This window comes from Acidovorax sp. SDU_ACID1 (assembly GCF_045291395.1).
Classification (GTDB): Bacteria; Pseudomonadota; Gammaproteobacteria; order Burkholderiales; family Burkholderiaceae_C; genus MR-S7.
This window is the reverse complement of the sequence record NZ_CP152342.1, coordinates 3651411-3673461: the sequence shown is the minus strand read 5'-3', so window position 1 is coordinate 3673461 and position 22051 is coordinate 3651411. Positions and strand designations below refer to the sequence as shown.

At 68.4% G+C, this 22051-nt stretch carries 20 protein-coding genes and 1 pseudogene; 12 read left to right on the top strand and 9 right to left on the bottom strand.

The window, feature by feature from the left end; translation table 11 throughout:
* The first annotated feature begins 20 nt into the window (after positions 1-20).
* Positions 21-1253: a tyrosine--tRNA ligase gene (gene tyrS / locus AAG689_RS18055; protein ID WP_406623157.1), complete on the top strand. Its 1233-nt coding sequence runs from the start codon at positions 21-23 to the stop codon at positions 1251-1253.
* Positions 1254-1318: 65 nt separating this feature from the next.
* On the opposite strand, the gene AAG689_RS18050 is transcribed toward tyrS, so the two are convergent.
* Positions 1319-2314, bottom strand: coding sequence for a LysR substrate-binding domain-containing protein (locus tag AAG689_RS18050; RefSeq protein ID WP_406623156.1), 996 nt, complete (start codon positions 2312-2314; stop codon positions 1319-1321).
* A gap of 217 nt (positions 2315-2531) precedes the next feature.
* On the opposite strand from AAG689_RS18050, the gene AAG689_RS18045 reads away from it, so the two are divergent.
* From AAG689_RS18045 to AAG689_RS18035, 3 genes are all read left to right on the top strand, one after another.
* Complete coding sequence (locus tag AAG689_RS18045; protein ID WP_406623155.1) at positions 2532-2903, top strand: DUF2917 domain-containing protein; 372 nt, start codon at positions 2532-2534, stop codon at positions 2901-2903.
* Positions 2904-3110: 207 nt separating this feature from the next.
* Positions 3111-4535: a bifunctional UDP-N-acetylglucosamine diphosphorylase/glucosamine-1-phosphate N-acetyltransferase GlmU gene (gene glmU, locus AAG689_RS18040; RefSeq protein WP_406623154.1), complete on the top strand. Its 1425-nt coding sequence runs from the start codon at positions 3111-3113 to the stop codon at positions 4533-4535.
* Positions 4532-5314, top strand: coding sequence for an ATP-binding protein (locus AAG689_RS18035; protein ID WP_406623153.1), 783 nt, complete (start codon positions 4532-4534; stop codon positions 5312-5314). Before glmU ends, AAG689_RS18035 begins: the two co-directional genes overlap by 4 nt.
* Here the strand turns inward: AAG689_RS18035 and AAG689_RS18030 are convergent.
* From AAG689_RS18030 to AAG689_RS18020, 3 genes are all read right to left on the bottom strand, one after another.
* The gene (locus AAG689_RS18030; RefSeq protein ID WP_406623152.1) at positions 5300-5629 is read right to left on the bottom strand and encodes a chaperone modulator CbpM; all 330 of its coding nucleotides are present in this window, start codon (positions 5627-5629) and stop codon (positions 5300-5302) included. The two genes, AAG689_RS18035 and AAG689_RS18030, sit on opposite strands and share 15 nt — an antisense overlap.
* A gap of 2 nt (positions 5630-5631) precedes the next feature.
* Positions 5632-6606, bottom strand: a complete 975-nt coding sequence (locus tag AAG689_RS18025; protein WP_406623151.1) for a DnaJ C-terminal domain-containing protein — start codon at positions 6604-6606, stop codon at positions 5632-5634.
* 121 nt (positions 6607-6727) lie between these two features.
* Positions 6728-7213 (bottom strand): Lrp/AsnC family transcriptional regulator, encoded by a 486-nt coding sequence (locus AAG689_RS18020; RefSeq protein ID WP_406623150.1) that lies wholly within the window; start codon positions 7211-7213, stop codon positions 6728-6730.
* A 134-nt stretch (positions 7214-7347) separates the two neighbouring features.
* Between AAG689_RS18020 and glmS the strand changes: the two genes are divergently transcribed.
* The gene (gene glmS, locus AAG689_RS18015; protein ID WP_406623149.1) at positions 7348-9243 is read left to right on the top strand and encodes a glutamine--fructose-6-phosphate transaminase (isomerizing); all 1896 of its coding nucleotides are present in this window, start codon (positions 7348-7350) and stop codon (positions 9241-9243) included.
* Positions 9244-9290: 47 nt separating this feature from the next.
* On the opposite strand, the gene AAG689_RS18010 is transcribed toward glmS, so the two are convergent.
* The 4 genes from AAG689_RS18010 to AAG689_RS17995 are packed head-to-tail and all read right to left on the bottom strand — an operon-like array spanning position 9291 to position 13429.
* A complete protein-coding gene (locus AAG689_RS18010; RefSeq protein ID WP_406623148.1) occupies positions 9291-10277 on the bottom strand; it encodes a Bug family tripartite tricarboxylate transporter substrate binding protein in 987 nt (328 codons plus the stop codon).
* Between the two features lie 29 nt (positions 10278-10306).
* Complete coding sequence (locus AAG689_RS18005; protein ID WP_406626370.1) at positions 10307-11518, bottom strand: CaiB/BaiF CoA transferase family protein; 1212 nt, start codon at positions 11516-11518, stop codon at positions 10307-10309.
* 23 nt (positions 11519-11541) lie between these two features.
* Positions 11542-12411, bottom strand: coding sequence for a MaoC family dehydratase N-terminal domain-containing protein (locus AAG689_RS18000; protein ID WP_406623147.1), 870 nt, complete (start codon positions 12409-12411; stop codon positions 11542-11544).
* A gap of 37 nt (positions 12412-12448) precedes the next feature.
* Positions 12449-13429, bottom strand: coding sequence for a hypothetical protein (locus AAG689_RS17995; RefSeq protein ID WP_406623146.1), 981 nt, complete (start codon positions 13427-13429; stop codon positions 12449-12451).
* A gap of 604 nt (positions 13430-14033) precedes the next feature.
* On the opposite strand from AAG689_RS17995, the pseudogene AAG689_RS17990 reads away from it, so the two are divergent.
* The 7 genes and pseudogenes from AAG689_RS17990 to AAG689_RS17960 form a co-directional block, all read left to right on the top strand.
* Positions 14034-14222 (top strand): annotated as a pseudogene (locus AAG689_RS17990) (LysR family transcriptional regulator); the annotation flags it as partial.
* A gap of 47 nt (positions 14223-14269) precedes the next feature.
* Positions 14270-14926 carry a LysR substrate-binding domain-containing protein gene (locus AAG689_RS17985; RefSeq protein WP_406623145.1) on the top strand — a complete coding sequence of 219 codons (657 nt, stop codon included), beginning with the start codon at positions 14270-14272 and terminating at the stop codon, positions 14924-14926.
* Between the two features lie 181 nt (positions 14927-15107).
* Positions 15108-15488, top strand: coding sequence for a hypothetical protein (locus AAG689_RS17980; protein WP_024001697.1), 381 nt, complete (start codon positions 15108-15110; stop codon positions 15486-15488).
* A 162-nt stretch (positions 15489-15650) separates the two neighbouring features.
* On the top strand, positions 15651-19055 hold the full coding sequence (locus tag AAG689_RS17975) for a response regulator (protein WP_406623144.1): 3405 nt from the start codon (positions 15651-15653) through the stop codon (positions 19053-19055).
* Between the two features lie 4 nt (positions 19056-19059).
* Positions 19060-19893: a CheR family methyltransferase gene (locus AAG689_RS17970; protein ID WP_406623143.1), complete on the top strand. Its 834-nt coding sequence runs from the start codon at positions 19060-19062 to the stop codon at positions 19891-19893.
* Positions 19890-20474 carry a chemotaxis protein CheB gene (locus tag AAG689_RS17965; RefSeq protein ID WP_406623142.1) on the top strand — a complete coding sequence of 195 codons (585 nt, stop codon included), beginning with the start codon at positions 19890-19892 and terminating at the stop codon, positions 20472-20474. Before AAG689_RS17970 ends, AAG689_RS17965 begins: the two co-directional genes overlap by 4 nt.
* Positions 20471-21622: an ATP-binding protein gene (locus AAG689_RS17960; protein WP_406623141.1), complete on the top strand. Its 1152-nt coding sequence runs from the start codon at positions 20471-20473 to the stop codon at positions 21620-21622. The genes AAG689_RS17965 and AAG689_RS17960 overlap by 4 nt, the downstream gene beginning before the upstream one ends.
* Here AAG689_RS17960 and AAG689_RS17955 read toward each other — a convergent pair.
* Positions 21613-21972 carry a response regulator gene (locus tag AAG689_RS17955; RefSeq protein WP_020229379.1) on the bottom strand — a complete coding sequence of 120 codons (360 nt, stop codon included), beginning with the start codon at positions 21970-21972 and terminating at the stop codon, positions 21613-21615. The two genes, AAG689_RS17960 and AAG689_RS17955, sit on opposite strands and share 10 nt — an antisense overlap.
* Positions 21973-22051 lie beyond the last annotated feature (79 nt).

Below are 22051 nucleotides of genomic sequence, written 5' to 3'. Positions count from 1 at the left end.
TTACACCCCAGAAAACCCTTATGAATCAATCTGCTGTTACAACATTCCCGGTAACCGAAGGTGTAGGACGAGCGCTCGAAGTCTCGCTGCGCGGCGCTGACGAGCTGCTGCCCAAGGACGAGTGGACGCGCAAGCTGGCGCGCTCGGAGGCGACCGGCCAGCCGCTGCGCATCAAGCTGGGGCTGGACCCGACGGCGCCCGACATCCACCTGGGCCACACGGTGGTGCTCAACAAGATGCGCCAGCTGCAGGACCTGGGCCACCAGGTGATCTTCCTGATCGGCGACTTCACCAGCCTGATCGGCGATCCCTCGGGCCGCAACTCCACCCGCCCGCCGCTCACGGCCGAGCAGATCAAGCTGAACGCCGAGACCTACTACACCCAGGCGGCGCGGGTGCTCGACCCGCAGCGCACCGAGATCCGCTACAACAGCGAATGGAGCGACGCCCTGGGCGCGCGCGGCATGATCCAGCTCGCGGCCCGCTACACCGTGGCGCGCATGATGGAGCGCGACGACTTCCACAAGCGCTTCAGCGCGGGGCAGTCCATCAGCGTGCACGAATTCCTCTACCCGCTCATGCAGGGCTACGACTCGGTGGCGCTCAAGAGCGACCTGGAGCTGGGCGGCACGGACCAGAAGTTCAACCTGCTCATGGGCCGCCATCTACAGCAGGAATATGACCAGGAGCCGCAGTGCGTGCTCACCATGCCCCTGCTCGTGGGGCTGGACGGGGTGGACAAGATGTCCAAGTCCAAGCACAACTACATCGGCATCACCGAGGAGGCCAACACCATGTTCGCCAAGGTGCTGTCGATCTCCGACGACCTGATGTGGGACTGGTACACGCTGCTGTCGTTCAAGAGCCTGGCCGAGATCGCCGCGCTGAAAGCGGAGGTGGCAGGCGGGCGCAATCCCAAGGATGCCAAGGTGATGCTGGCCAGGGAGATCACCACGCGCTTCCACAGCGCGCAGGCGGCCGACGCAGCGGAGCAGGACTTCGCCAACCGCAGCAAGGGCGGCGTGCCCGATGAGATCCCCGAGGTGCAGCTGGCCGGCGCCCCGCTGGGTATCGGCGCCCTGCTCAAGCAGGCCAACCTCGTGCCCTCGACCAGCGAGGCCAACCGCCTGATCGACGGCGGCGGCGTGCGCGTGGACGGCTCCGTGGTCGGCGACAAGGCCCTGAAGCTGGGCGCGGGCAGCTACGTGGTGCAGGTGGGCAAGCGCAAGTTCGCGCGCGTGACGTTGGCTTGATATAGAACCAAATTGGCCTCCAGCGCTTGACTGGTAAGCGCTGGCAGCTATGAAAATGGAAGCGATCAGTCCAGGTTGTCGTTGAGGTCCGGGTCCGGCACCTCGCCGATGGCCTGGCGCGTGGCCTGCGCCTGCAGCAGCAGCCAGGCGCAGAAGGCCTGGATCTCGGGCCGCTGGCTGCTGCGCGGGCCCACCACCAGCCAGTAGACCAGGGGCGAGTCCAGCCGGTGCCCTGGCAGCACCTCCACGAGATCGCCCGAGGCCAGGCTTTCCGCGATGAGCGGCATCCGCGCCAGCGCCAGGCCCTGGCCGGCCAGAGCGGCCTGCACGATCTGCTGCGCATAGTTGAAGTACAGCCAGCGCTTGGGCTGCAGCCGGCCCAGGCCGTTGAGGTCGAACCACCGGCGCCAGGTGATCCACTCGAAGTACGGCATGCGGTAGGCGTCGCCCGCCTCGATGAGGGTGAACTGCGCCACGTCCTCGGGAGCACGGATCGGCGCCGCGCTCTTGAGCAGCCAGGGGCTGGCCACCACCGCGAGCTGCTCGCCGAACAGGCGCTGCGCGCCCGGCGCCACGCTGGCGGGCACGCTGGAGCGCAGGGCCAGGTCGACGTCGGAGGTGTCGAGGTCGACGATGGTGTCGCTGGCGTCGATGCGGATGTCGATGTCCGGGTTGTCGCGCTGGAACTCCTCCATGCGCGGGATCAGCCACATGGAGGCGAAGCTCGCCCAGGTGGTGATGGCCACGCTCCTGCGCCCCGCCGTCTGGCGCACCAGCCGCACGGCGGAGTCCATGCGCTCCAGCGCAGGGCCCACGGCGCGCTGCAGCTGCCCGCCCGCGCTGGTGAGCTCCACCGCGCGCGTGTGGCGCAGGAAAAGCGGCACGCCCACCTCCTCCTCCAGGGCCTGGATCTGCCGGCTCACGGCCGACTGGGTGAGCGACAGTTCTTCCGCCGCCGCGCGGAAGTTCAGGTGCCGGGCCACGGCCAGGAAGGCGCGCCAGTGCCCCACGGCCACGGGGCGGGTGCGCAGATGGGCGATGGGAGGCGGGAGCGAGGGCATGGCGTATTAATGAGGAAAGGGAATCAAAATCCTAGCGTGGTTTCATCGATCGCGGTAGTGCTCTGCAGGTTAGGCACTTGGCGGTGAAGGCCAGGCGTCGAAGGCGCTCCGCAATTGATGCGATTCATGAATCGATAAGGTGGCCCGTTTTCATTGGACTGGCTGGCCTCTCGCGGCGCACACTGGCAGCCATTCAAGGGTTTACCTGGAGACCGCCATGACCGCATCGCACGTTCTGAATTCGCAACATTCCGCCTCCGTGGGTACCGCCGGCCCCGAGGCCTGCACGCTGGCCGTGGGCGCGGCGCACAGCCTGCACCCCAAGGCCGCCATGGTGCTGCGCGTGGTCAGCGGCCAGGCCTGGGTCACGCTGAACGACGGGCCCCATGGCTGGTGCGAGGAGTCTGGCGACGTGGTGCTGCACCCGGGCCAGGGCGTGGGCGTGGCGCCGGGCCAGCATGCGGTGGTCGAGCCCATGGGGCCGCAGCCGCTGCAGTACCAGTGGCGCCGCGCGGGCGCAGCGCAGGCCCAGCCCGCGGCGCCCCGGCGGCAGGCTGCGGCGGCGGACCGCGACACCTGCTGCGCCTGACGCGGCGGCGGCTGCGGCCGCGATAGGGCCTCGATGGCTGCCAGTGCCCGTAGGAGGGCGCTGGCAGCTATTTTTTTGTGAGCGCCAGGCGCGGAGGGTGCCTCGCAACTTTTATTGACATGCCTGCCCCCGCTCCCGCGGGATGGCGCCGGATAATGCGCGGAGCATCGCGCGGGCCCCGCGCCCCTGTTCTCTCCACCCATCCACATGACGACAGCACTGGACATCATCATCATGGCCGCGGGCAAGGGCACGCGCATGAAAAGCCGCCTTCCCAAGGTCCTGCAGCGCCTGGCAGGCCGGCCGCTGCTGCACCACGTGCTGGACCAGGCCGCCAGCCTGCGGGCGCGCCGCGTGGTGGTGGTGACGGGCCATGGTGCTATCGAAGTGGAAGCTGCTTGCGCAGGCGGGGCAAGCGCTGGAGGCACATTTGACTTGCAATGCGTGCGCCAGGAGCCGCAGCTCGGCACCGGCCACGCAGTGCAGCAGGCCATGCCGCGGCTGGCGGGCGACGGCACGGTGGTCGTGCTGTCGGGCGACGTGCCGCTCACGCGCGCGGACACGCTGGCCGCGCTGGTGCAGGCGAGCGCGGGCGGGCGGCTGGCCCTGCTCACGGTGACGCTGCCCGACCCCACGGGCTACGGCCGCATCGTGCGCGGCGACGGCGGCACCGTGCGCCGCATCGTCGAGCACAAGGACGCCAGCGCGGACGAACGCGCCATCACCGAGGTCTACAGCGGCATCATGGCCGTGCCCGCGCGCCTGCTGGCGCCGTGGCTGGCGCGGCTGACCAACGACAATGCCCAGGGCGAGTACTACCTGACCGACATCGTCGCCCGGGCCGTGGCCGATGGCGTGCCCGTGGTGGCGCACCGCATCGACGATGCGCTGCAGGTGGCGGGCGTGAACAGCCCGCTGCAGCTCGCCGAACTGGAGCGCGCCCACCAGGCCGCCCAGGCCCGCGCGCTCATGGAGCAGGGCGTGCGCCTGGCCGATCCGGCGCGCTTCGACCTGCGTGACGACGCGCGCACCGGCGTGCGCGGCGTGCTGGACTGCGGGCAGGACGTGGAGATCGACGTGGGCTGCATCTTCACCGGCCGCGTGGAGATCGGCGAGGGCGCGCGCATCGGCGCCTACTGCTGCATCGCCAACGCGACCATCGCGGCCGGCGCGGTCGTCCATCCCTTCACCCACATCGACGGCGAGAAGGCCGGCGCCCACGTGGGAGAGGGTGCGCTGATCGGCCCCTTCGCACGGCTGCGCCCCGGCGCACGCCTGGGGCGCGAAGTGCACATCGGCAACTTCGTCGAGGTGAAGAACTCCACTCTGGCCGACGGCGCCAAGGCCAACCACCTGGCCTACCTGGGCGACGCCACGGTGGGCGAGCGCGTGAACTACGGCGCGGGCAGCATCACCGCCAACTATGACGGCGCGAACAAGCACCGCACCGTGATCGAGGCCGACGTGCACGTGGGCAGCAACTGCGTGCTTGTGGCGCCCGTGACCATCGGCGCGGGAGGCACCGTGGGTGGGGGCTCCACCGTCACCGAGAGCACGGCACCAGGCGCGCTTACCGTTGCGCGTGGCAAACAGGTGAGCATCGCTGGCTGGAAACGGCCTGCCAAGCCATGACGGAAACCGAGCGGCTGCGCGCGGAGCTGGCCGAGGCGCGCCAGCGCATCGACGACATGGCCGCCGCGCACGAATCCTTTCTGCGCGGCGTGTCGCACGACCTGCGCGCGCCGCTGCGCCACGTCACCTCCTACGGCACGCTGGTGCGCGAGGTGCTGCAGGAGCTGCCCGGCCAGTACCCGCAGGTGGGCGAGGCGCTGGGCTTCCTGGCCACCATGGAGCAGTCCGCGCGCCGCATGGGGCTGATGCTCGACGGCCTGCAGGCCATCGCCCGGGCCGGCCGCGCGCCGCTGCGCCTGGAGGCGGTGGACCTGGATGCAGCCGTGCGCGAGGCGCGCACGGAGCTGGCGGCCATCGAGGCCGGTCGCGCCGCGGGCGATGTGCAGTGGGATATTGCCCCGCACCTGCCCGCCGTGTGGGCCGACGCGAGGCTGCTGCGCCAGTTGCTGCTGCAGGTGCTGGGCAATGCGCTCAAGTTTACGCACGGACAGCCGGACGCGCGCCTGGCGGTGCAGGCCGCGCCTGGCGATGTGGCGGGCCGCGTGGCGGTCATGGTGCAGGACAACGGCGTGGGTTTCGACGGCGCGCGCGCGCAGCACCTGTTCGGCGTGTTCCAGCGCATGCACCGCGAGTCGGAATTCGACGGCGTGGGCGCAGGCCTGGCGTTGTGCCAGGCCATTGCGCAGCGCCATGGCGCCAGCATCAGTGCACAGGCTGCGCCGGGCGCGGGCTGCACCGTGCGCCTCGACTGGCCGGCGCCGCCGTTAGCGGCCCAGTAGCGCTTCCAGCTGGCGAAGGCGCTGGCGCAGCGCCGTGACTTCCTCGATCAGGTCGGTCGTGAGCCCGGCCAGCTGCGGGTCGGCGTCGAAGGTGGATTCCAGGCGCGCCAGGCGCCGGGCGCGCACCACGGTGGTGGCGCTGAACTGCCAGCGGCCTTCGGCGTGCTCGCCGTGCAGCAGGCCGGCCTCCAGCCGTTCTGTCACCCAGCCGGGCTCCATGCAGCAGGCGCGGGCCAGGTCGTCCAGCGTGAGGCGGGTCTGCTCGTCCAGCAGCTCGGCCAGGGCGCTGCGGGGGGAAGGGGCGTGCGTTGCCATGTTCAGGCTCCTTGCGTGGTGCGGGGCTGGAAGTGCGGGAAGGCCTGCTCCAGCGCGCGGTAGGCCTCGCGCTGGGCGTCGGTGGCGGCGGGCGGCAGGGCCACGTGCAGCTCCAGATACAGGTCGCCCGGCGTGGCGGCAGGGATGCCGCGCCCTTTCAGGCGCAGCTTGCGCCCCGGTTTCCAGCGGGCGGGCACGGTGACCTCCACCGTGCTGCCGCCGGGCGTTTCCACCTCCACGGGGCCGCCCAGCTCCGCCTCCCAGGGCGCGAGGGTGACGGACTGGTACACGTCGCGGTCCTCGGCGCGCCAGCGGGTGTCGGGCTTGAACTGCACCTCCAGGAACAGGTCGCCTGCGGGCGCGCCGCCCAGGCCCGGGCCGCCCTGGCCGCCCAGGCGGATGAGCTGGCCCTCGCGCACGCCCTTCGGGATGCTGACCTGCAACTGCCGCTCCTCGTTCACCAGGCGGCCGCCGTCGTCCAGCCGCGCGCCGTGCAGCGTCAGCATGCGCTCGGCGCCGTGGTAGGCGTCGCGCAGGTCCAGTTCGATGCGGGCGTGGTGGTCGCGGCCGCGCTGCGCACCGCCGCTCTGGGCGCTGGCGGCGCCCGGGCGCCGCGCGCGCGCGGACTGGCCGAAGAGCTGCTCGAAGAAGTCGCTGAACTCGGCGCCGTCCATGCCCTGGCCGCCGCCCGGCGCGCCGGTGAACTCGAAGCCCGCATCCCAGTGCGGCGGCGGGCGGAAGTCCTGGCCCGCCTGGTGTGGCGCCGCGCGGCCCAGCGCGTCGTAGGCGGCGCGTTTTTCCGGGTCCGAGAGCACGGTGTTGGCCTCGTTCACTTCGGCCATGCGTGCGGCGGCGTCGGTCTCCTTGCTCACGTCGGGGTGGTAGCGGCGCGCGAGCTTGCGGTAGGCCTTCTTGATGTCGGCGGCCGTGGCGTCGCGTTCCACGCCCAGGATCTGGTAGTAATCCTTGAACTCCATGCGTCCTCCATGCGGGGCACCAGGCCCGGTGCCCACTATAAAGAGGAGAGATGGAGTCGACCCGGCCGCAGCGCAAGGCCTGTGGCAGGAGTGCTTCTTCTTTGATAGCTGCTTGCGCTTGTCAGCCAAGCGCCAGAGGCAGTTTTGTCTCGAATTTTGCGCGGTGGGTGGCGAAGAAGGCGCGGACGTTGCGCACGTTGGCGTCCTGCGTGAAAAGGCGCTGCGACAGCGCCAGGTAGCCCGGCATGTCGCGCGTGTGCACCACCAGCACGAAGTCCGGCCCGGGCGATACGCGCCAGCATTGCTGCACCCCGTCGTCCTGCACGGCACGGGCCTCGAACGCGGCCAGGTGCTCGGCGCCCTGCTGGTCCAGCGAGACTTCGACGATGGCCGTGAGGCCATGGCCCTGCAGTGCGGCGAGCCGGTCGGGCTGCAGCAGTGCCACCTGCCGCTCGATCAGTCCCGACTCCTGCAGCCGCCGCACGCGCCGCAGACAGGTCGGGGGAGAGACGTGCACGCGCTCGGCCAGCGCCTGGTTGCTCAGCGTGGCGTCGCGCTGCAGCTGGTCCAGCAACTGCAGGTCGATGGCGTCAAGGGAAATTTCCATTGATGGGAATTTATGGAATAAAATTTCACATATAAGTCGATGGGAAATTTTATTTCAAAATCAAAGAAAAAAGATCTGTAATTTCCTCGATGCCTCTCTAGCATCCGCCCAATCCCATCTGACCGGAGCCATCCATGTGCGGCATCGTCGGCGCGGTTTCCACGCGCAACATCGTTCCCCTTCTCGTCCAGGGCCTGCAGCGGCTCGAATACCGCGGCTACGATTCCTGCGGCGTCGCCGTGCACGAGGCCAGCCTGGGCGACCGGCCTACCGGCGGCCTGCAGCGTACGCGCAGCACCGCGCGCGTGGCGGAACTGCTGGAGCAGGTGGCCAGCGGCGGCCTGCAGGGCGCGACCGGCATCGCGCACACGCGCTGGGCGACGCACGGCGCGCCGGCGGTGCACAACGCGCATCCGCATTTCAGCCACGGCCCCGGCGTGGCCCCCGCCGAGGCGGTGCGCGCCGGGCGCGTGGCGCTGGTGCACAACGGCATCATCGAGAACCATGAGGAACTGTACGCGCAGCTCCAGGCGCGCGGCTACGTCTTCTCCAGCCAGACCGACACGGAAGTCATCGCCCACCTCGTGGACAGCCTGTACGAGGGCGACCTGTTCCAGGCCGTGCGCGCCGCCGTGGCGCAGTTGCAGGGCAGCTTCGCCATCGCCGTGATGCACAAGGACGAGCCGCACCGCGTGGTGGGTGCGCGCGCGGGCTCGCCGCTGGTGCTGGGCGTGGGGGAGGGCGAGAACTTCCTGGCCAGCGACGCCATGGCGCTCGCCGGGGTGACCGACCAGATCGTCTACCTGGAAGAAGGCGATCTGGTGGACCTGCAGCTGGGCCGCTACTGGATCACGGACGCCGCCGGCCAGCCCCTGGGCCCGGCGCAGCGCCCCGTGCGCACGGTGCAGGCCCACAGCGGCGCGGCCGAGCTGGGGCCTTACCGCCACTACATGCAAAAGGAAATCTTCGAACAGCCGCGCGCCATCGCCGACACGCTGGAGGGGCTGCAGGGCATCGTGCCCGAGCTGTTCGACGGCGCCGACGGCACCGCCGCCTGGCGCGTGTTCAAGGAGATCGATTCGGTGCTCATCCTGGCCTGCGGCACCAGCTACTACAGCGGCTGCGTCGCCAAGTACTGGCTCGAAGCCATCGCAGGCATTCCCACGCAGGTGGAAGTGGCCAGCGAATACCGCTACCGCACCAGCGTGCCCAACCCGCGCGCGCTGGTGGTCACCATCAGCCAGTCCGGCGAAACCGCGGACACGCTGGCCGCGCTGCGCCATGCGCAGGGGCTGGGCATGCGCCACACGCTGACCATCTGCAACGTGGCCACCAGCGCCATGGTGCGCGAGTGCGCGCTGGCCTACATCACGCGCGCCGGGGTGGAGATCGGGGTGGCCTCCACCAAGGCCTTCACCACACAGCTCGCGGGCCTGTTCCTGCTCACGCTGGCCCTGGCGCAAGCCAAGGGCCGCCTCACCGAGGAAGAGGAAGGCCAGCACCTCAAGGCGATGCGCCACCTGCCGGTCTCGCTGCAGGCCGTGCTGGCCCTGGAGCCCCAGCTCATCAGCTGGGCCGAGGACTTCGCCAAGCGCGAGAACGCCCTGTTCCTGGGCCGCGGGCTGCATTACCCGATCGCGCTGGAGGGCGCGCTCAAGCTCAAGGAAATCAGCTACATCCACGCCGAGGCCTACCCGGCGGGCGAACTCAAGCACGGGCCCCTGGCGCTGGTGACCAGCAGCATGCCCGTGGTGACCGTGGCGCCCAACGACGCGCTGCTTGAAAAGCTCAAGAGCAACATGCAGGAAGTGCGTGCGCGCGGCGGCGTGCTCTATGTGCTGGCGGACGCCGACACCCGCATCGACAGCAGCGAGGGCATCCACGTCATCCGCATGCCCGAGCACTACGGCCAGCTCTCGCCGCTGCTGCACGTGGTGCCGCTGCAATTGCTGGCCTACCACACGGCCTGCGCCCGGGGCACGGACGTGGACAAGCCGCGCAACCTAGCCAAGAGCGTGACGGTCGAATAACTGGAGCGCTTTTGGGGCAGCGCAGCTGCCGTGCGCGGCGCCTCGGCCTATTGCGGCTCCATGCCAGCGATCCGCGAATATTCAGCCCATACGCTGAGCTGCGCCTTCACGAAGTCGCCGAACGCGGCGGGGTCGGCGACCGCGGGCTCCGTGCCTAGCGCCAGCAGCCGCGCCTTGATGTCCGGAGCTTCCATGATCTTGCCGAGTTCGCAGTGAAGGCGGCTGGTGATCGGCCCGGGCAGGTTGGCAGGTCCGAAGAGGCCGATCCAGGCGACGAGATCGAAATTCTTCAGGTGCGTTGCCTCGGATATGGCGGGCAGTTCCGGTGCGAGGCTGGTGCGCTCTTTTGGGGTGACGGCCAGCGGGCGCAAGCGCCCTGCGCTGACGGCGCCCTTGGTGGTTGCGAAGTCCAGGATGGTGAACAGTACCTGCCCGCCCAGCGTACTGGTAACCGCCTCGGGGGCCGACTTGTACGCGACGCCCACGGCCTTCATATCCGTGTAGTTGCTCAGCGCAGCGGCCGCGATCTGCCCAGTGCTGCTGGTGTAGGCGTAGTTCGCCTTCGCGGGGTTTGCCTTGGCGTAGGCCACCAACTCCTGCAAGGTTTTTACGGGAGTCTGGGAGTTGACCAGCAGCAGGAATGGCAGGTAGCCGATGCGCGAGACAGGCGTGAAGTCTTTCACGGGGTCGTAGCGCAGGTGCTTGTACAGGTAGGGGTTGGCTGAGTGCGTCGTGTTGGTGGTCAGAAATAACGTGTAGCCGTCAGCGGGCGAGCCTGCCACGTGCTCCGCGGCTATCTGGCCCGCAGCGCCGGGCTTGGCATCGACGATTACGCTTTGCCCGAGCGCCCTGCTCAGTCGTTCGCCCAGCAGGCGCGCAATGATGTCGCTCGCCGAGCCCGGGCCGAACGCGATCACGATGCGGATGGGCTTGGCCGCAGGCCAGCTCTGGGCGGCTGCGAGCGGGCTGAAGGCCAGCGCGCTCAAGGCCAGCGCGCCCGTCAGAAGCAAACGTTTCGTAGTCTTCGTGTTCATGATGCGTGCTTTCTCCATGGGTCAGGGTTTCAGACGATGGGGGCGGTGTTGCCAATGTCGGCGGTGACGATGGTCTTGTCCGCATGCAGTGCGGCGATCTCATCCGGCGACACGCCCATCTCGCGCAAGAGGTCCCGGGTGTGCTGCCCCAGCACGGGGGCTGGTGCCGTGACCTCGCTGCGCTTTCCATTGAGCCGCAGGGGCTGGGCCACGGTCTTGGTTTCACCGAAAACCGGATGCTCGTAGCTCCCCACCATGCCCGAGGCTGCGGTGTGGGGGTGTTCCAGCATCTCGCTCGGGGTATGGACCGGCGAACACGGCACGCCGCCCGCCTGGAACACGGCTAGCCACTCGTCGCGGGTCTTCGATTTCAGGATCGCGGCGACGCTCTCCACTGTCTGCTCGCGGTGCGCCACACGGGAGGCGTTGGTGGCCAGGCGCCCGTCGTCCAGCAGGGCGTGCGCTCCCGTGACCACGCAGAATTTCTGCCATAGCGAATCGTTGGCGACGCCGAGGAGCACCGGCTTGTCGGCCGTGTCGAACACTTCGTAGGGACACAGCGAATCGTGGGAGGAACCTGGCTTTTGCGGCTCTTCGCCGGTTTGCCACACGCCTTGCAGGATGTAGCCGAGGAATGCGAGCGAAGTGTCGAACAGGCTGGCTTCGATGCGCATGCCCTTGCCTGTGTTCTGGCGCTCGATGACCGCTGCCAGGATGCCGCTCAATGCGTGCATGCCCGTGGCCTGGTCCACGGGTGAAAACGGGCTGCGCACGGGCTTGCCGCCACGCTCGCCGGTGATGGCCATCATGCCGGTGAAGGCTTGCAGAACGGCGTCGTAGCCCTTGCCGCCCCTCAGCTCTCCCACGCTGCCGTAGCCGGAGATGCTGCAGTGGATCAGGCGCGGGTTGATGGCGGAGAGCGTCTCGCCGTCCACCCCCAGGCGCCGAGCGACGCCAGGGCCGAAGCTCTCGACCACGATGTCGGAGCGTTCCACCAGGCGGTGCACCAGCGCACGGCCTTCGGCGCGCTTGAGGTCCACGCCGATGCTGCGCTTGTTGCGGTTGGCGCTGAGGAAGATCGTGCCGTCGGCATAACCGTCCTTGCTCGCGAACGGCGGGAAGGCACGCGTGTCGTCGCCGCCGCCGACGGGCTCGACCTTGATGACGTCCGCGCCCATATCGGCGAGGTATTGGGTACAGGTCGGCCCGGCAAGCACCTTGGAAAAATCCAGCACCCGCATGCCGGCAAGAATTTTTGGATAACTCATACGTGCACCATTCCTTCCACAATCAATTCGCCTTGCCCGTTGCTGGCCCAGACGCGGTACTGGAGCCCGTCCTGCGCAGCATCGCCCGGGCGAATGGGGTCGATGTGCAGGTGCAGCGGCTCGGCGCAATAAGCCAGCCCCAAGTTGCGCAGGCTGAGCCGCCGTGGCGCCCGGCCTACTGCGGTCTCGAAGAACTTCATCAGCAGCAGGCAGGAGGCCGAGCCGTTCACGACCAGGGCGCGGTAACCTTCCTGTTCGCGGCAATAGCGCTCGTCGTAATGGATTCGATGCGGGTTGAACATGACCGCCGAAACACGGAACAGGAAGACTTCGTCGGGGGTGACGACAGCGTGGTATGCCGCCTTCGGCGGTGGCCGCATGGAGGGCGTCCCCGCAGTGGGCGCTGCCGTGGCAGTGGTCTTGCCCGTGGCCGCCGGGCGCAGGATGTAGTCGTGTCGCTCGGTCAGGCAGACCGCGGGTTCGCTAGTGACGGAGATCGCGTGTTCGATCGAGACCACGGCGAAACGGCCTGTGCGCCCTTGCTTGACCTCGACGTCCGCCAGCCGGCTCGTTCGCTCAAGGTGCGCCCCGATGGGAATGTCGTGGTGAAAATGGATCTCCCGCCCGCCGAAAACGATGCGCGGCAGCCCCAGGTCTGGCAGGGGGAAACCGAAGCCTGCCATGCCGTCGTGGCGCAGCGCGGATGCGGGCGTGTCGGTGGAGAACAAGGCGAGATGCCATCCGCGCGGCAGCGGATCACCCTCGCGCCAGCGTGCGGGATCCAGATCGAGCGTGGCTGCCACGCGCCGCACGAGCGGCAGGGCGCAAGTGTCGGTGGCGACGATGGCATCGTGGGGGTGGGGCATGGGGGAGGCATTGGTCATCGGTATTGGCTCTCTCGGTTCATTGCGCCAAGCGGAATCGGTCGTCGGCCAGCAGCACCGGCGCGCCGACGCATTCGGAGGATTGCAGGGCGGCCAGCAGGCTTTCTTCCGTTGACGTTGCTACCGCACGGCGGCCATCCGGCAGGTCCACGATGGCGATACCCGTGGCGGGGCGGCCTTTGCTGCCCAGCACCGTGTAGCCCGCGATCCGTGCGGGCCCCTCTATGCCCTGCACGACTTCGCGTACGGCGACTGCCGCAGCCGCGCGCGCGGTCACGTCCGCCCAATGGAAGGGCTTGCCGGGCTCTTGGCTGGACCAGATGCCGAAGCCTTGTTTGGTGACGATGCCCGAGACTGATGACACCAGTCCGGTACCTCCACGCTTGCGCAGCAGTTGCGCCATGCGTGCAGTGGATTGCAGGACGTAGTTGTTGTACGGTCCGCCTGCAAGGGGCATGCCACCGGTGACCGAGAGGTCGCGTCCCTGCGGCAGTCCCAGGGCCTGCGCATAGAGCAGCAGCGCCACCGGAAAGCAGGAGTAGAGGTCGACGAAGTCCAGCGCCTGCGCATCCACGCCGGCGCCCTCCAAAGCTTCGCGCCCGGCGATTTCCGCTCCGGGACATGCGCCGAGGTCGGCGCGTGCCGAAACGGGAACCATGTGGTTGGCTTCGGTGCTCGCCAGCGGAAAGACCCATCGTTCGCGCGGAATGCCCAATGCCTGGGCTTTGCGCTGCGACATGAACAGTAGCGCCGAGGCCTGGTCCACGCTCCAGTTGCTGCAATGCGACCTGGTGTAGGGAAACGCATGCATCGGGTTGCTGGCGGATGACGCGAACGCCTGCGCATCGCGCGGCTGGCGACTCCAGGCGTGCGGGTTCGCATTGGCAATTTCCGACAGGCGTGCGTAGAGGCGGTCAATGTCGTGGCGGTGCGCATCCAACGCTCGGTGCGTGCGGTGGCGAAATGCGCTGTCCACCATCGCGTAGAGCCCAACGGGCATCTGCAGGCCCGCGCGCAGCTCGGCTGGGGGCGCAGCTCCTGCTGAGGGCTCAGCGTCACATGCGGCTCGTCGTCGTCCTGGCTCTCCGGGGCGGCCAGCCCAGCCGCCGCATAGCGCTGCAGCCTGTAGCCGGCTTCGCCGCCCAGCACCAGCGTGATGTCGGCCCTTCCCTCGGCGATGCGCCGGCAGGCTTCGCCCAGCAGGGTTTGCTGCAAGACGCCAACGTGGGCCAACAGGGTCTCGGCGTTGTTCGCTCCTATAGCCCGAGCAATGCGGCCCGCCGGGTTTCGATAGGACCAGCGTCCGCGCGGTACCGCAATCCATTGCGTGCCTGACAGCGCCGCCGGGTGGCCGCAATCGGCGCCAGCGGCATGCACGGCGTCAAGCATCAAGTCCACCGGCTCGCGGGCCAACGCCGGGTCTTCCGCCCGTTGCGTTGCCATACCCACTCCGACCAGTACAGGAATTTCTTGGGTCGCCAAACCTTGTCTCCTCGCCTCAGCCCGTGTGCGCGGCAGGCGCACCTCTTTTGCCGGGACTATTGGCGGGAAATGTAGGGTTGCTTTTTATGGTGGTCCAATTAATCGTATGAAAGAATTGATCGATGAATTCGATAAATCTCCAGCCAAGGCTGCTGCACTTGTTCCTGACGCTGGCCCATTGCAGAAACTTCACGGTGGCCTCCGATCGCGTGCATATGTCGCAGTCCGCGTTCAGCCAAGCCATTTCGCGTCTGGAAGATTTGGTGGGCGTGCGTCTTTTCGAGCGCAGCACGCGCAACGTCACGCTCACGCCCGAAGGGGAAATGCTTTGCCCGTGGCACAGCGCCTCATGCAGGACATGGCCGACGTCCTGCAGATGCTGCGCGAGCATTCCCAGGGCCAACGAGGCAAGCTGTCCATTGCGGCACTGCCCGGGGCGGCCGCCGACTGGATTCCCAAAATCCTCGCTAAGTTCAGGAAGAGCTATCCGGGCATCCGGGTTCGTCTGTACGACACGGTTTCTGACGAGGTGCTCGATTTGATCCGGGCGGGTGTGGTGGATTTTGGTATTAACCGCGAACTGGGGCAGGAGGGCGAATTCGACTATGAACGGCTGTTTCACGACCCTCACTACCTCGTCTGCCGGCCCGATCACCCGCTGGCGAAACGCAAGCGTATCAAGCTGGCACAGTTGGCTGGGTACGATTTCATCCATTCGGCGCCGTCGAGCAGCCTCGCCCAGCGCCTGTATCCGCATCTGAACCGCATCGCCATACGCGAGACAGGCCATATCTTCTCGAACATGAGCACCGGCGCCGGCCTGGTTCTGCACGGAATGGGAATCACCGTGGTTGCTGGCCAATCTTTGTTCAATTTCGAGCGCTTGGGACTGGTGGCCATTCCAGTGACCGATGCGGGGCTTAAAAGTGCGGTTTACTTGCTCAAACGCAGAGGACATCCACTATCGTTCGCAGCCAACGCGCTACGAGATGCCATTAAGGCCAATCTGCCGTGATGCGGATGATCGGCCGCGTGCCTCTCAAGTTTGGGCATGCAGAGTGAGGTGCCATGGGACGCATGCGCGGCCCTCCGTCCTACAGCAGCGGCTGCGGCGCCTTTCTACGATGCACTCACCTGACGGGCGTGGCATGCGGATTGGCTGCTTTCCATGCCCGGCATGGCAAGAGGAGTCGTTCATGGCCGCAACCGATGCATTCACCAGCGGCGCCCATTGCGGGCGCGAAGCGGTACGGGCGCCGTCGCGCGCCGGCCGCTGCGAGGCATCGGCCTATCGGCGCGCCGTAGCGTTGCTGCCCTGCGCGTGCTGTGGCGTCATGGGCTACAGCGAATGCGTGGACACGCGCTACAGCGACGGCGGCTCCCCGCTTCATACCATTCCCCTGTGCGCCGACCGGCTGGGCCAGCGGGGATGCCGCACCCTGCTGGCTTCGGGCGTTCTGCAAAGCGAAGTGATGGGCTGCGAGATCATTCCCCAATGGATCGCGGACACGCGCAGCAAGCTGCTGTCCACGCGCCTGTGGAATGGCACGGTGCCCGAGGACATGGCTATGCCATAGCCCGTTCTTGCACGTGGCGCACAGGGGGAAAATCGCCCTGGATGGCCGCGTCCTACATGCAGTGGCCTGTAGGTGCCCCTATCATCGCGCGGCATCATTTACCTTGGGTCACGAATGGTTCCCTCCGCACCAGACACCTCGGGCCCGCGCGCCCTTGCTAGCATGCCCGCACGCCAGCTCCTCGGCTTCGTGCTGGCTGCGACCGCCGCCTTGCTGATCGCCGTGCTCGCCTACCGCTCCAGCGACGAGCGCGCCACGATGGTGGACAGCATGAATTCCACGGTGGATGGTCTGCTGCAGGTGCAACTGGTATGGGCGTATCTGAAGAACGCCGAGTCGAGCCAGCGCGGCTATATGCTGACCGGGGATGAGCAGCGCCTGGACCTGTACACCGCGGCGCAGGCGGCGTTGCCGGTGGAACTGGAGAAGCTCCAGCGCTTTGCGGGGAACGACCCGATGCAGCGCAGGCGCCTGGACCAACTGCAGGGGCTGGCCAGGCAGAAGATGGCCGAGCTGAACCGCATGATCGCCCTGCAGCGCGAAGGGCGGCGGGACGAGGCGCTGTCGGTACTGCGCGGCGAAGGGAACGCCACCATGGACACCATGCGCGGCCTCGTGCGCGAAATGCAGAACGCCGAGCGCCAGGAACTGGCCGACCGCCGCCGCGCGTGGGAGGATGCCTTTGGCCTGTCGGCCTATATCACCTGGGGCAGCACGGCCGTGCTGTTGCTGCTGATCTGCGCCTCGGCCGTGATGGCCTACGCCGAGCACCGTTCGCGCGAGGTGGAGAACTGGATCAAGGGCAGCCTTGTCGGATTGGGGCTGCGGCTGCAAGGGGAGCAGCGCGTGCACGAGCTGGCCGCCGCCGTGGTGGAGTTCCTGGCCGCGCGGCTGGATGCGAAGGTGGGCGCCATGTATGTGACGCAAGGCCACGGCGTCTTCGAGCGCATGGCGGGCTACGCCCTGGCGCCGGATGCCGCGCCCGCTTCCATCCGCGCGGGCGAGGGGCTGGCGGGGCAGGCGCTCCAGGCCCGCGCCCTGCAGCACGTGCGCAATGTGCCCGCGGGCTACCTGCCCGTGACGTCCGGCACGGGGCGGGCCAGCCCGGCGGAGCTGGTGGTGGTGCCGGTGGTGCTGAGCGGCGTGACGCTGGCGGTGGTGGAGCTGGGGCTTTTCCGCCAGCTGCGTGCGGAGGAGCTGGATTTCCTGCACCGCACGGGCGAGCAACTGGCGCAGGCCGTGCGCGGTGCACTGGACCGCACGCGGCTCGAAGCGCTGCTCGACGAAACCCAGCGGCAGGCCGAGGAGCTACAGGCGCAGCAGGAAGAGCTGCGCGTGAGCAACGAGGAGCTGGAGCAGCAAAGCCGCATGCTGCAGGAATCGCAGACGCTGATGCAGTCGCAGCAGGCGGAGCTGGAACACAGCAACACGCAGCTGGAAGAGCAGACCCAGCAGCTCGAATACCAGAAGCAGCAGCTGCTGCGCGCCCAGGACGCGCTGTCCGCCAAGGCCAACGACCTGGCGCAGGCCAACCAGTACAAGAGCGAGTTCCTGGCCAACATGAGCCACGAGTTGCGCACGCCGCTCAACTCCAGCCTGATCCTGGCCAAGCTGCTCGCGGACAACAAGCCGGGCAACCTGACGCCCGAGCAGGTGCGCTATGCGCAGACCATCCACAGCGCGGGCAGCGACCTGCTCACGCTGATCAACGACATCCTGGACCTGGCCAAGATCGAGGCCGGGCAGGCCAACGTCACCATCGAGGAGGTGTCCATCCCCCGGGTGGTCGCGGCCGCGGCCGAACCGCTGCGCCCGGTGGCCGGGGAGCGCGGTCTGGCGCTGCGGGTGGAGGTGGAGCCCGGCGTGCCCGAGCGCCTGGCTTCCGATGCGCAGCGCCTGGGGCAGATCCTGCGCAACCTGCTGTCCAACGCCGTCAAGTTCACCGAGCAGGGCGAAGTGGTGCTGCGCGTGTTCGCGGGTGCCGAGGACACCGTGTGCTTCGCCGTGCGCGACACGGGCATCGGCATCCCCGAGCACCAGCAGGAACTGATCTTCGAGGCCTTCCGCCAGGCGGACGGCAGCACCCACCGCAAGTACGGCGGCACCGGCCTGGGGCTGTCGATCTCGCGCGACCTGGCGCGGCTGCTGGGCGGCGGCATCGCCGTGCAGAGCGCGCCGGGCGAAGGCAGCGTCTTCACCCTGACCCTGCCGCTCGCCGGGCCGCCATCCACGCCTGCCGCTGCACCTGCACCCGCGGCGCCAGTCCCTGCGCCGGTGCAAGCGCAGGCTCCAGCGCCTGCCGTGGCGGCCGCGGGCTCGGCCGGCGTGCGCCGGCTCCCGCGCGGCGTGGAGGACGACCGGGACCGCATCGAGGCCGGGCGCCGGCTGATCCTGGTGATCGAGGACGACCTGCGCTTCGCGCAGATCCTCTACGAGCTGGCGCACGAGATGGGCTTCCAGTGCGTGATCGCCCCTACGGGTGGCGAGGGCCTGGCGGCGGCGCTCGAATACGCGCCCAGCGCCGTGGTGCTCGACATGAACCTGCCCGACTTCTCTGGCCTGGGCGTGCTCGACCAGCTCAAGCGCGACCCGGCCACGCGCCATGTGCCGGTGCATGTGGTCTCCGTGGCCGACTACACGCAGGAAGCGCTGGAGCGCGGTGCCATGGGCTATGCGCTCAAGCCCGTCAAGCGCGAGGAGCTGGTGCAGGCCATGCACCGCATGGAGGCCAAGTTCACCCAGGGCATGCGCCGCGTGCTGGTGGTGGAGGACGACGAGCGCCAGCGCGAGAGCGTGCGCGAGCTGCTGGACGCCGACGGGGTGGACATCGTGGGTGCGGAAAGCGCTCAGCAGGCCCTGGGTCTGCTGCGCCAGAACACCTTCGACTGCATGGTGATGGACCTGAACCTGCCGGACCTCAGCGGCTACGAGCTGCTGCAGCAGATGTCCGAGCAGGAGGACGTGGCGTTCCCGCCCGTCATCGTCTACACCGGCCGCACCCTCTCGCGCGACGAGGAGCAGCAGCTGAGGCGCTTCTCCAAGTCCATCATCATCAAGGACGCGCGCTCGCCTGAGCGCCTGCTCGACGAGGTCATGCTGTTCCTGCACCAGGTCGAATCCACCCTGCCTGCCGACCGGCGCCGCATGCTGCAGCTGGCGCGCGACCGCGAATCGACCTTCGAGGGCCGCACCATCCTGGTGGTGGAAGACGACGTGCGCAACGTGTTCGCGCTCTCCAGCGTGCTGGAGCCCACGGGAGCGAAGGTGGAGATCGCCCGCAACGGCCGTGAGGCCGTCGAAGCCCTGGAGCGTGCCGCGCAGCCCGGCGGGCAGCCGGTGGACCTGGTGCTCATGGACATCATGATGCCGGAGATGGACGGCTTCGCCGCCATGGCCGAGATCCGCAAGCGCGCCGAATGGCGCCGGCTGCCCATCATCGCGCTCACCGCCAAGGCCATGAAGGACGACCAGGAGAAATGCCTGGCCGCCGGTGCCAACGACTACATCGCCAAGCCGCTGGACGTGGAGAAACTGCTCTCGCTGGTGCGAGTGTGGATGCCCAAGTAGCCCGATGTCCCACACGCGCAAGACCTTCGAGATCGAGCAGCACCTGCTGGTGGAGGCGATCTACCGCCGCTACCACTACGACTTTCGGGGGTACGCGCAGGCATCGCTCAAGCGCCGGCTGCAGGCCGCGCTGGTGCGCTTCGGCTGCGGCTCGCTGTCGCAGCTGCAGCACCTGGTGCTGCACGACGCGGCGGTGTTCCCGGCACTGCTCGAATACCTCACCGTGCAGGTCAGCGAGATGTTCCGCGACCCGGACTACTTCCGCTCGCTGCGCGAGAAGGTGGTGCCGCTGCTGCGCACCTACCCCTCGCTCAAGATCTGGGTGGCGGGCTGCAGCACCGGCGAGGAGGTCTATTCGCTGGCCATCCTGCTGCGCGAGGAAGGGCTGCTGGAGCGCTCGCTCATCTACGCGACCGACATCAACGCCGGCGCGCTGCAGAAGGCCGAGGCCGGCGTGTACGACATCGAGCGCGTGCCCGGCTTCACCGAGAACCATGCCCGCTCGGGCGGGCGCTCGTCGCTTTCGGACCACTACAGCGCCGCCTACGGCCGCGTGGTCTTCGACAAGAGCCTGCGCCGCCACATCGTGTTCTCCGACCACAGCCTGGCCACCGACAGCGTGTTCGCCGAGGTGCAGCTCGTCTCCTGCCGCAACGTGCTGATCTACTTCGACCGTGCGCTGCAGGACCGTGCGCTGGGCCTCTTCAGCGAGGCGCTGTGCCGCAAGGGCTTCCTGGGCCTGGGGTCCAAGGAGTCGCTGCGGTTCTCGGCGCACGCGGCGCAGTTCGACGAATTCGTGGCGCAGGACCGCATCTACCAGAAGCGGGGGGAGGTATGAGCGCGCAGCCCTTCGGTGCGGTAGTCATCGGCGGATCGGCCGGCAGCATCGAGGCGCTGGGCGAAGTGCTGCCCGTGCTGCCGCCCACGCTGCAAGCCGCGGTGCTGGTCGTGCTCCACCTGCCGCGCGAGCGGCCCAGCCTGCTGTGCAGCATCTTCCGCCACCGCTGCGCCCTGCCCGTGTGCGAGCCGCAGGACAAGGAGCCGGTGGCTCCGGGCACGGTGTACTTCGCGCCGCCCGACTACCATCTGCTGGTGGACGCGGGGCCGCAGCTGGCCCTGTCGATCGACCCGCCGGTGCACTTCTCGCGCCCCTCGATCGACGTGCTGTTCGAATCCGCCGCGGATTGGTATGGTCCGCGGCTCATGGCGGTGCTGCTGTCGGGCGCCAACGGCGACGGCGCGCACGGCCTGCTGGCCGTGCAGCGCGCGGGCGGCGCCACCGTGGTGCAATCGCCCGAGTCGGCGGTCGCGCCGGCCATGCCGCAGGCGGCGATGGCCCTGCTGCAGCCGCAGCACGTGCTGCCGCCGCCGCGCATCGCTTCGTTGTTGACCACCCTGCATTCCCGGAGGCTGTTGTGATATTTGCCGCTTCGGCGCAGGAGCCCCCGGCGGCGGGCGCTCCAGAGCGCGTCAAGTGCCTGATCGTCGATGACGTGCCCGAGAACCTCGTCGCGCTCGAGGCCCTGCTGCAGGGCGACGACGTGGAGATTCTCAAGGCCGAATCCGGGCCGCAGGCGCTGGAGTTGCTGCTGGCGCATTCCGACGTGGCGCTGGCCCTGCTCGACGTGCAGATGCCCGAGATGAACGGCTTCGAGCTGGCCGAGCTGCTGCGCGGCAGCGAGCGCACGCGCCACGTGCCGCTGATCTTCATGACGGCCGGCTCGCGCGACCAGCAGTGGCAGTTCAAGGGCTACGAGACGGGCGCGGTGGACTTCCTCTACAAGCCCATCGACCCGCACATGCTGGTGAACAAGGCCAAGGTGTTCTTCGACCTGCAGCGCCAGAAGCACGCGCTGGCGCGCGAGCTGCGCGAGCGCACCGAGGCGCTCTACATCAACGAGATGTTCATGGCCGTGCTCAGCCACGACCTGCGCGGCCCCCTGAGCGCCATCATGGCGTGCGCCGCGCTGCTGCAGCGCCCGCAGGAGCAGGACAAGGTGCAGTCCCTGGCGGACCGGATGCAGATCGCGGGCCGGCGCATGGGCCGCATGATCGAGGACCTGCTGGACGTGACCCGCGCGCGTCAGCATGGCGGCCTGGTCATGGCGCCGGGCGAGGTGGACCTGGGTGCGCAGGCGCAGCGCGCGCTGCAGGAAGTGCATGCGGCCCATCCGCAGCGGCAGGTGCGCATGCGGCAGGAGGGCGATCTGTGCGGGCTGTGGGACGGCGAGCGCCTCGGCCAGGTGCTGGCCAACCTGCTGGGCAACGCCATGCACCACGGCGCGCCGCAGCATCCCGTGGAACTGCACTTGGATGGCACCGACACTTGCGTGGTCAGGATCCGCGTCACCAACGGCGGGGAAATTCCCGCCGAACTGCAGCCCCGGCTGTTCGAGCCGTTCCGCGGCCGCCAGAGCACTCCCGACCAGCACCAGGGGCTGGGCCTGGGCCTGTTCATCGTGCAGCAGATCGTGCTGGCCCACGGCGGGCAGGTGCAGGCTTGTTCGAAGGACGGAAGCACCTGCTTCCAGGTGACGCTGCCGCGCCGCGCTTGCAATCAGGCCTGAAGGGCGGCCTGAATGGAGTCCAGCAGTTCCTCCAGCTCCTCGATCTCGAAAGGCTTGAGCAGGGCCCGCACGCAGGGGCCCAGGCTGTCCAGCGGCTGGGAGAACTCGTACCCCGAGCACAGCACCACCCAGCGCTGCGGATCGTCGGCCAGCAGGCGGCGGCACAGGTCGGTGCCGGACAGGCCGGGCAGGCTCACGTCGGTGACCACCAGGTCGAAGGGTTGCGCCGCGTCGTGCTGCAGCGCTTCCTCGGCGGTGGCGCAGGTGGTGACGGTGCGGCCATCGCCTTCCATCAGCAGGGCGATGGTGTCTCGCAGCTCGTGGCTGTCTTCGACGTACAGAATGCGCAAATGTGTTCCCTTGAACGAAAAGAGGGGGCAGCGGGCCATTGTGCAGGCATGCGGCCTACCCCGACGTAGGACAGCGTGC

What these genes read in the sequence shown, in the direction of transcription:
- tyrS (WP_406623157.1), top strand. Translation starts at nt 21, where the DNA reads ATGAATCAATCTGCTGTTACAACATTCCCGGTAACCGAAGGTGTAGGA.
- AAG689_RS18050 (WP_406623156.1), bottom strand. Translation starts at nt 2,314, where the DNA reads ATGCCCTCGCTCCCGCCTCCCATCGCCCATCTGCGCACCCGCCCCGTG.
- AAG689_RS18045 (WP_406623155.1), top strand. Translation starts at nt 2,532, where the DNA reads ATGACCGCATCGCACGTTCTGAATTCGCAACATTCCGCCTCCGTGGGT.
- glmU (WP_406623154.1), top strand. Translation starts at nt 3,111, where the DNA reads ATGACGACAGCACTGGACATCATCATCATGGCCGCGGGCAAGGGCACG.
- AAG689_RS18035 (WP_406623153.1), top strand. Translation starts at nt 4,532, where the DNA reads ATGACGGAAACCGAGCGGCTGCGCGCGGAGCTGGCCGAGGCGCGCCAG.
- AAG689_RS18030 (WP_406623152.1), bottom strand. Translation starts at nt 5,629, where the DNA reads ATGGCAACGCACGCCCCTTCCCCCCGCAGCGCCCTGGCCGAGCTGCTG.
- AAG689_RS18025 (WP_406623151.1), bottom strand. Translation starts at nt 6,606, where the DNA reads ATGGAGTTCAAGGATTACTACCAGATCCTGGGCGTGGAACGCGACGCC.
- AAG689_RS18020 (WP_406623150.1), bottom strand. Translation starts at nt 7,213, where the DNA reads ATGGAAATTTCCCTTGACGCCATCGACCTGCAGTTGCTGGACCAGCTG.
- glmS (WP_406623149.1), top strand. Translation starts at nt 7,348, where the DNA reads ATGTGCGGCATCGTCGGCGCGGTTTCCACGCGCAACATCGTTCCCCTT.
- AAG689_RS18010 (WP_406623148.1), bottom strand. Translation starts at nt 10,277, where the DNA reads ATGAACACGAAGACTACGAAACGTTTGCTTCTGACGGGCGCGCTGGCC.
- AAG689_RS18005 (WP_406626370.1), bottom strand. Translation starts at nt 11,518, where the DNA reads ATGCGGGTGCTGGATTTTTCCAAGGTGCTTGCCGGGCCGACCTGTACC.
- AAG689_RS18000 (WP_406623147.1), bottom strand. Translation starts at nt 12,411, where the DNA reads ATGCCCCACCCCCACGATGCCATCGTCGCCACCGACACTTGCGCCCTG.
- AAG689_RS17995 (WP_406623146.1), bottom strand. Translation starts at nt 13,429, where the DNA reads ATGCCCGTTGGGCTCTACGCGATGGTGGACAGCGCATTTCGCCACCGC.
- AAG689_RS17985 (WP_406623145.1), top strand. Translation starts at nt 14,270, where the DNA reads ATGGCCGACGTCCTGCAGATGCTGCGCGAGCATTCCCAGGGCCAACGA.
- AAG689_RS17980 (WP_024001697.1), top strand. Translation starts at nt 15,108, where the DNA reads ATGGCCGCAACCGATGCATTCACCAGCGGCGCCCATTGCGGGCGCGAA.
- AAG689_RS17975 (WP_406623144.1), top strand. Translation starts at nt 15,651, where the DNA reads ATGCCCGCACGCCAGCTCCTCGGCTTCGTGCTGGCTGCGACCGCCGCC.
- AAG689_RS17970 (WP_406623143.1), top strand. Translation starts at nt 19,060, where the DNA reads ATGTCCCACACGCGCAAGACCTTCGAGATCGAGCAGCACCTGCTGGTG.
- AAG689_RS17965 (WP_406623142.1), top strand. Translation starts at nt 19,890, where the DNA reads ATGAGCGCGCAGCCCTTCGGTGCGGTAGTCATCGGCGGATCGGCCGGC.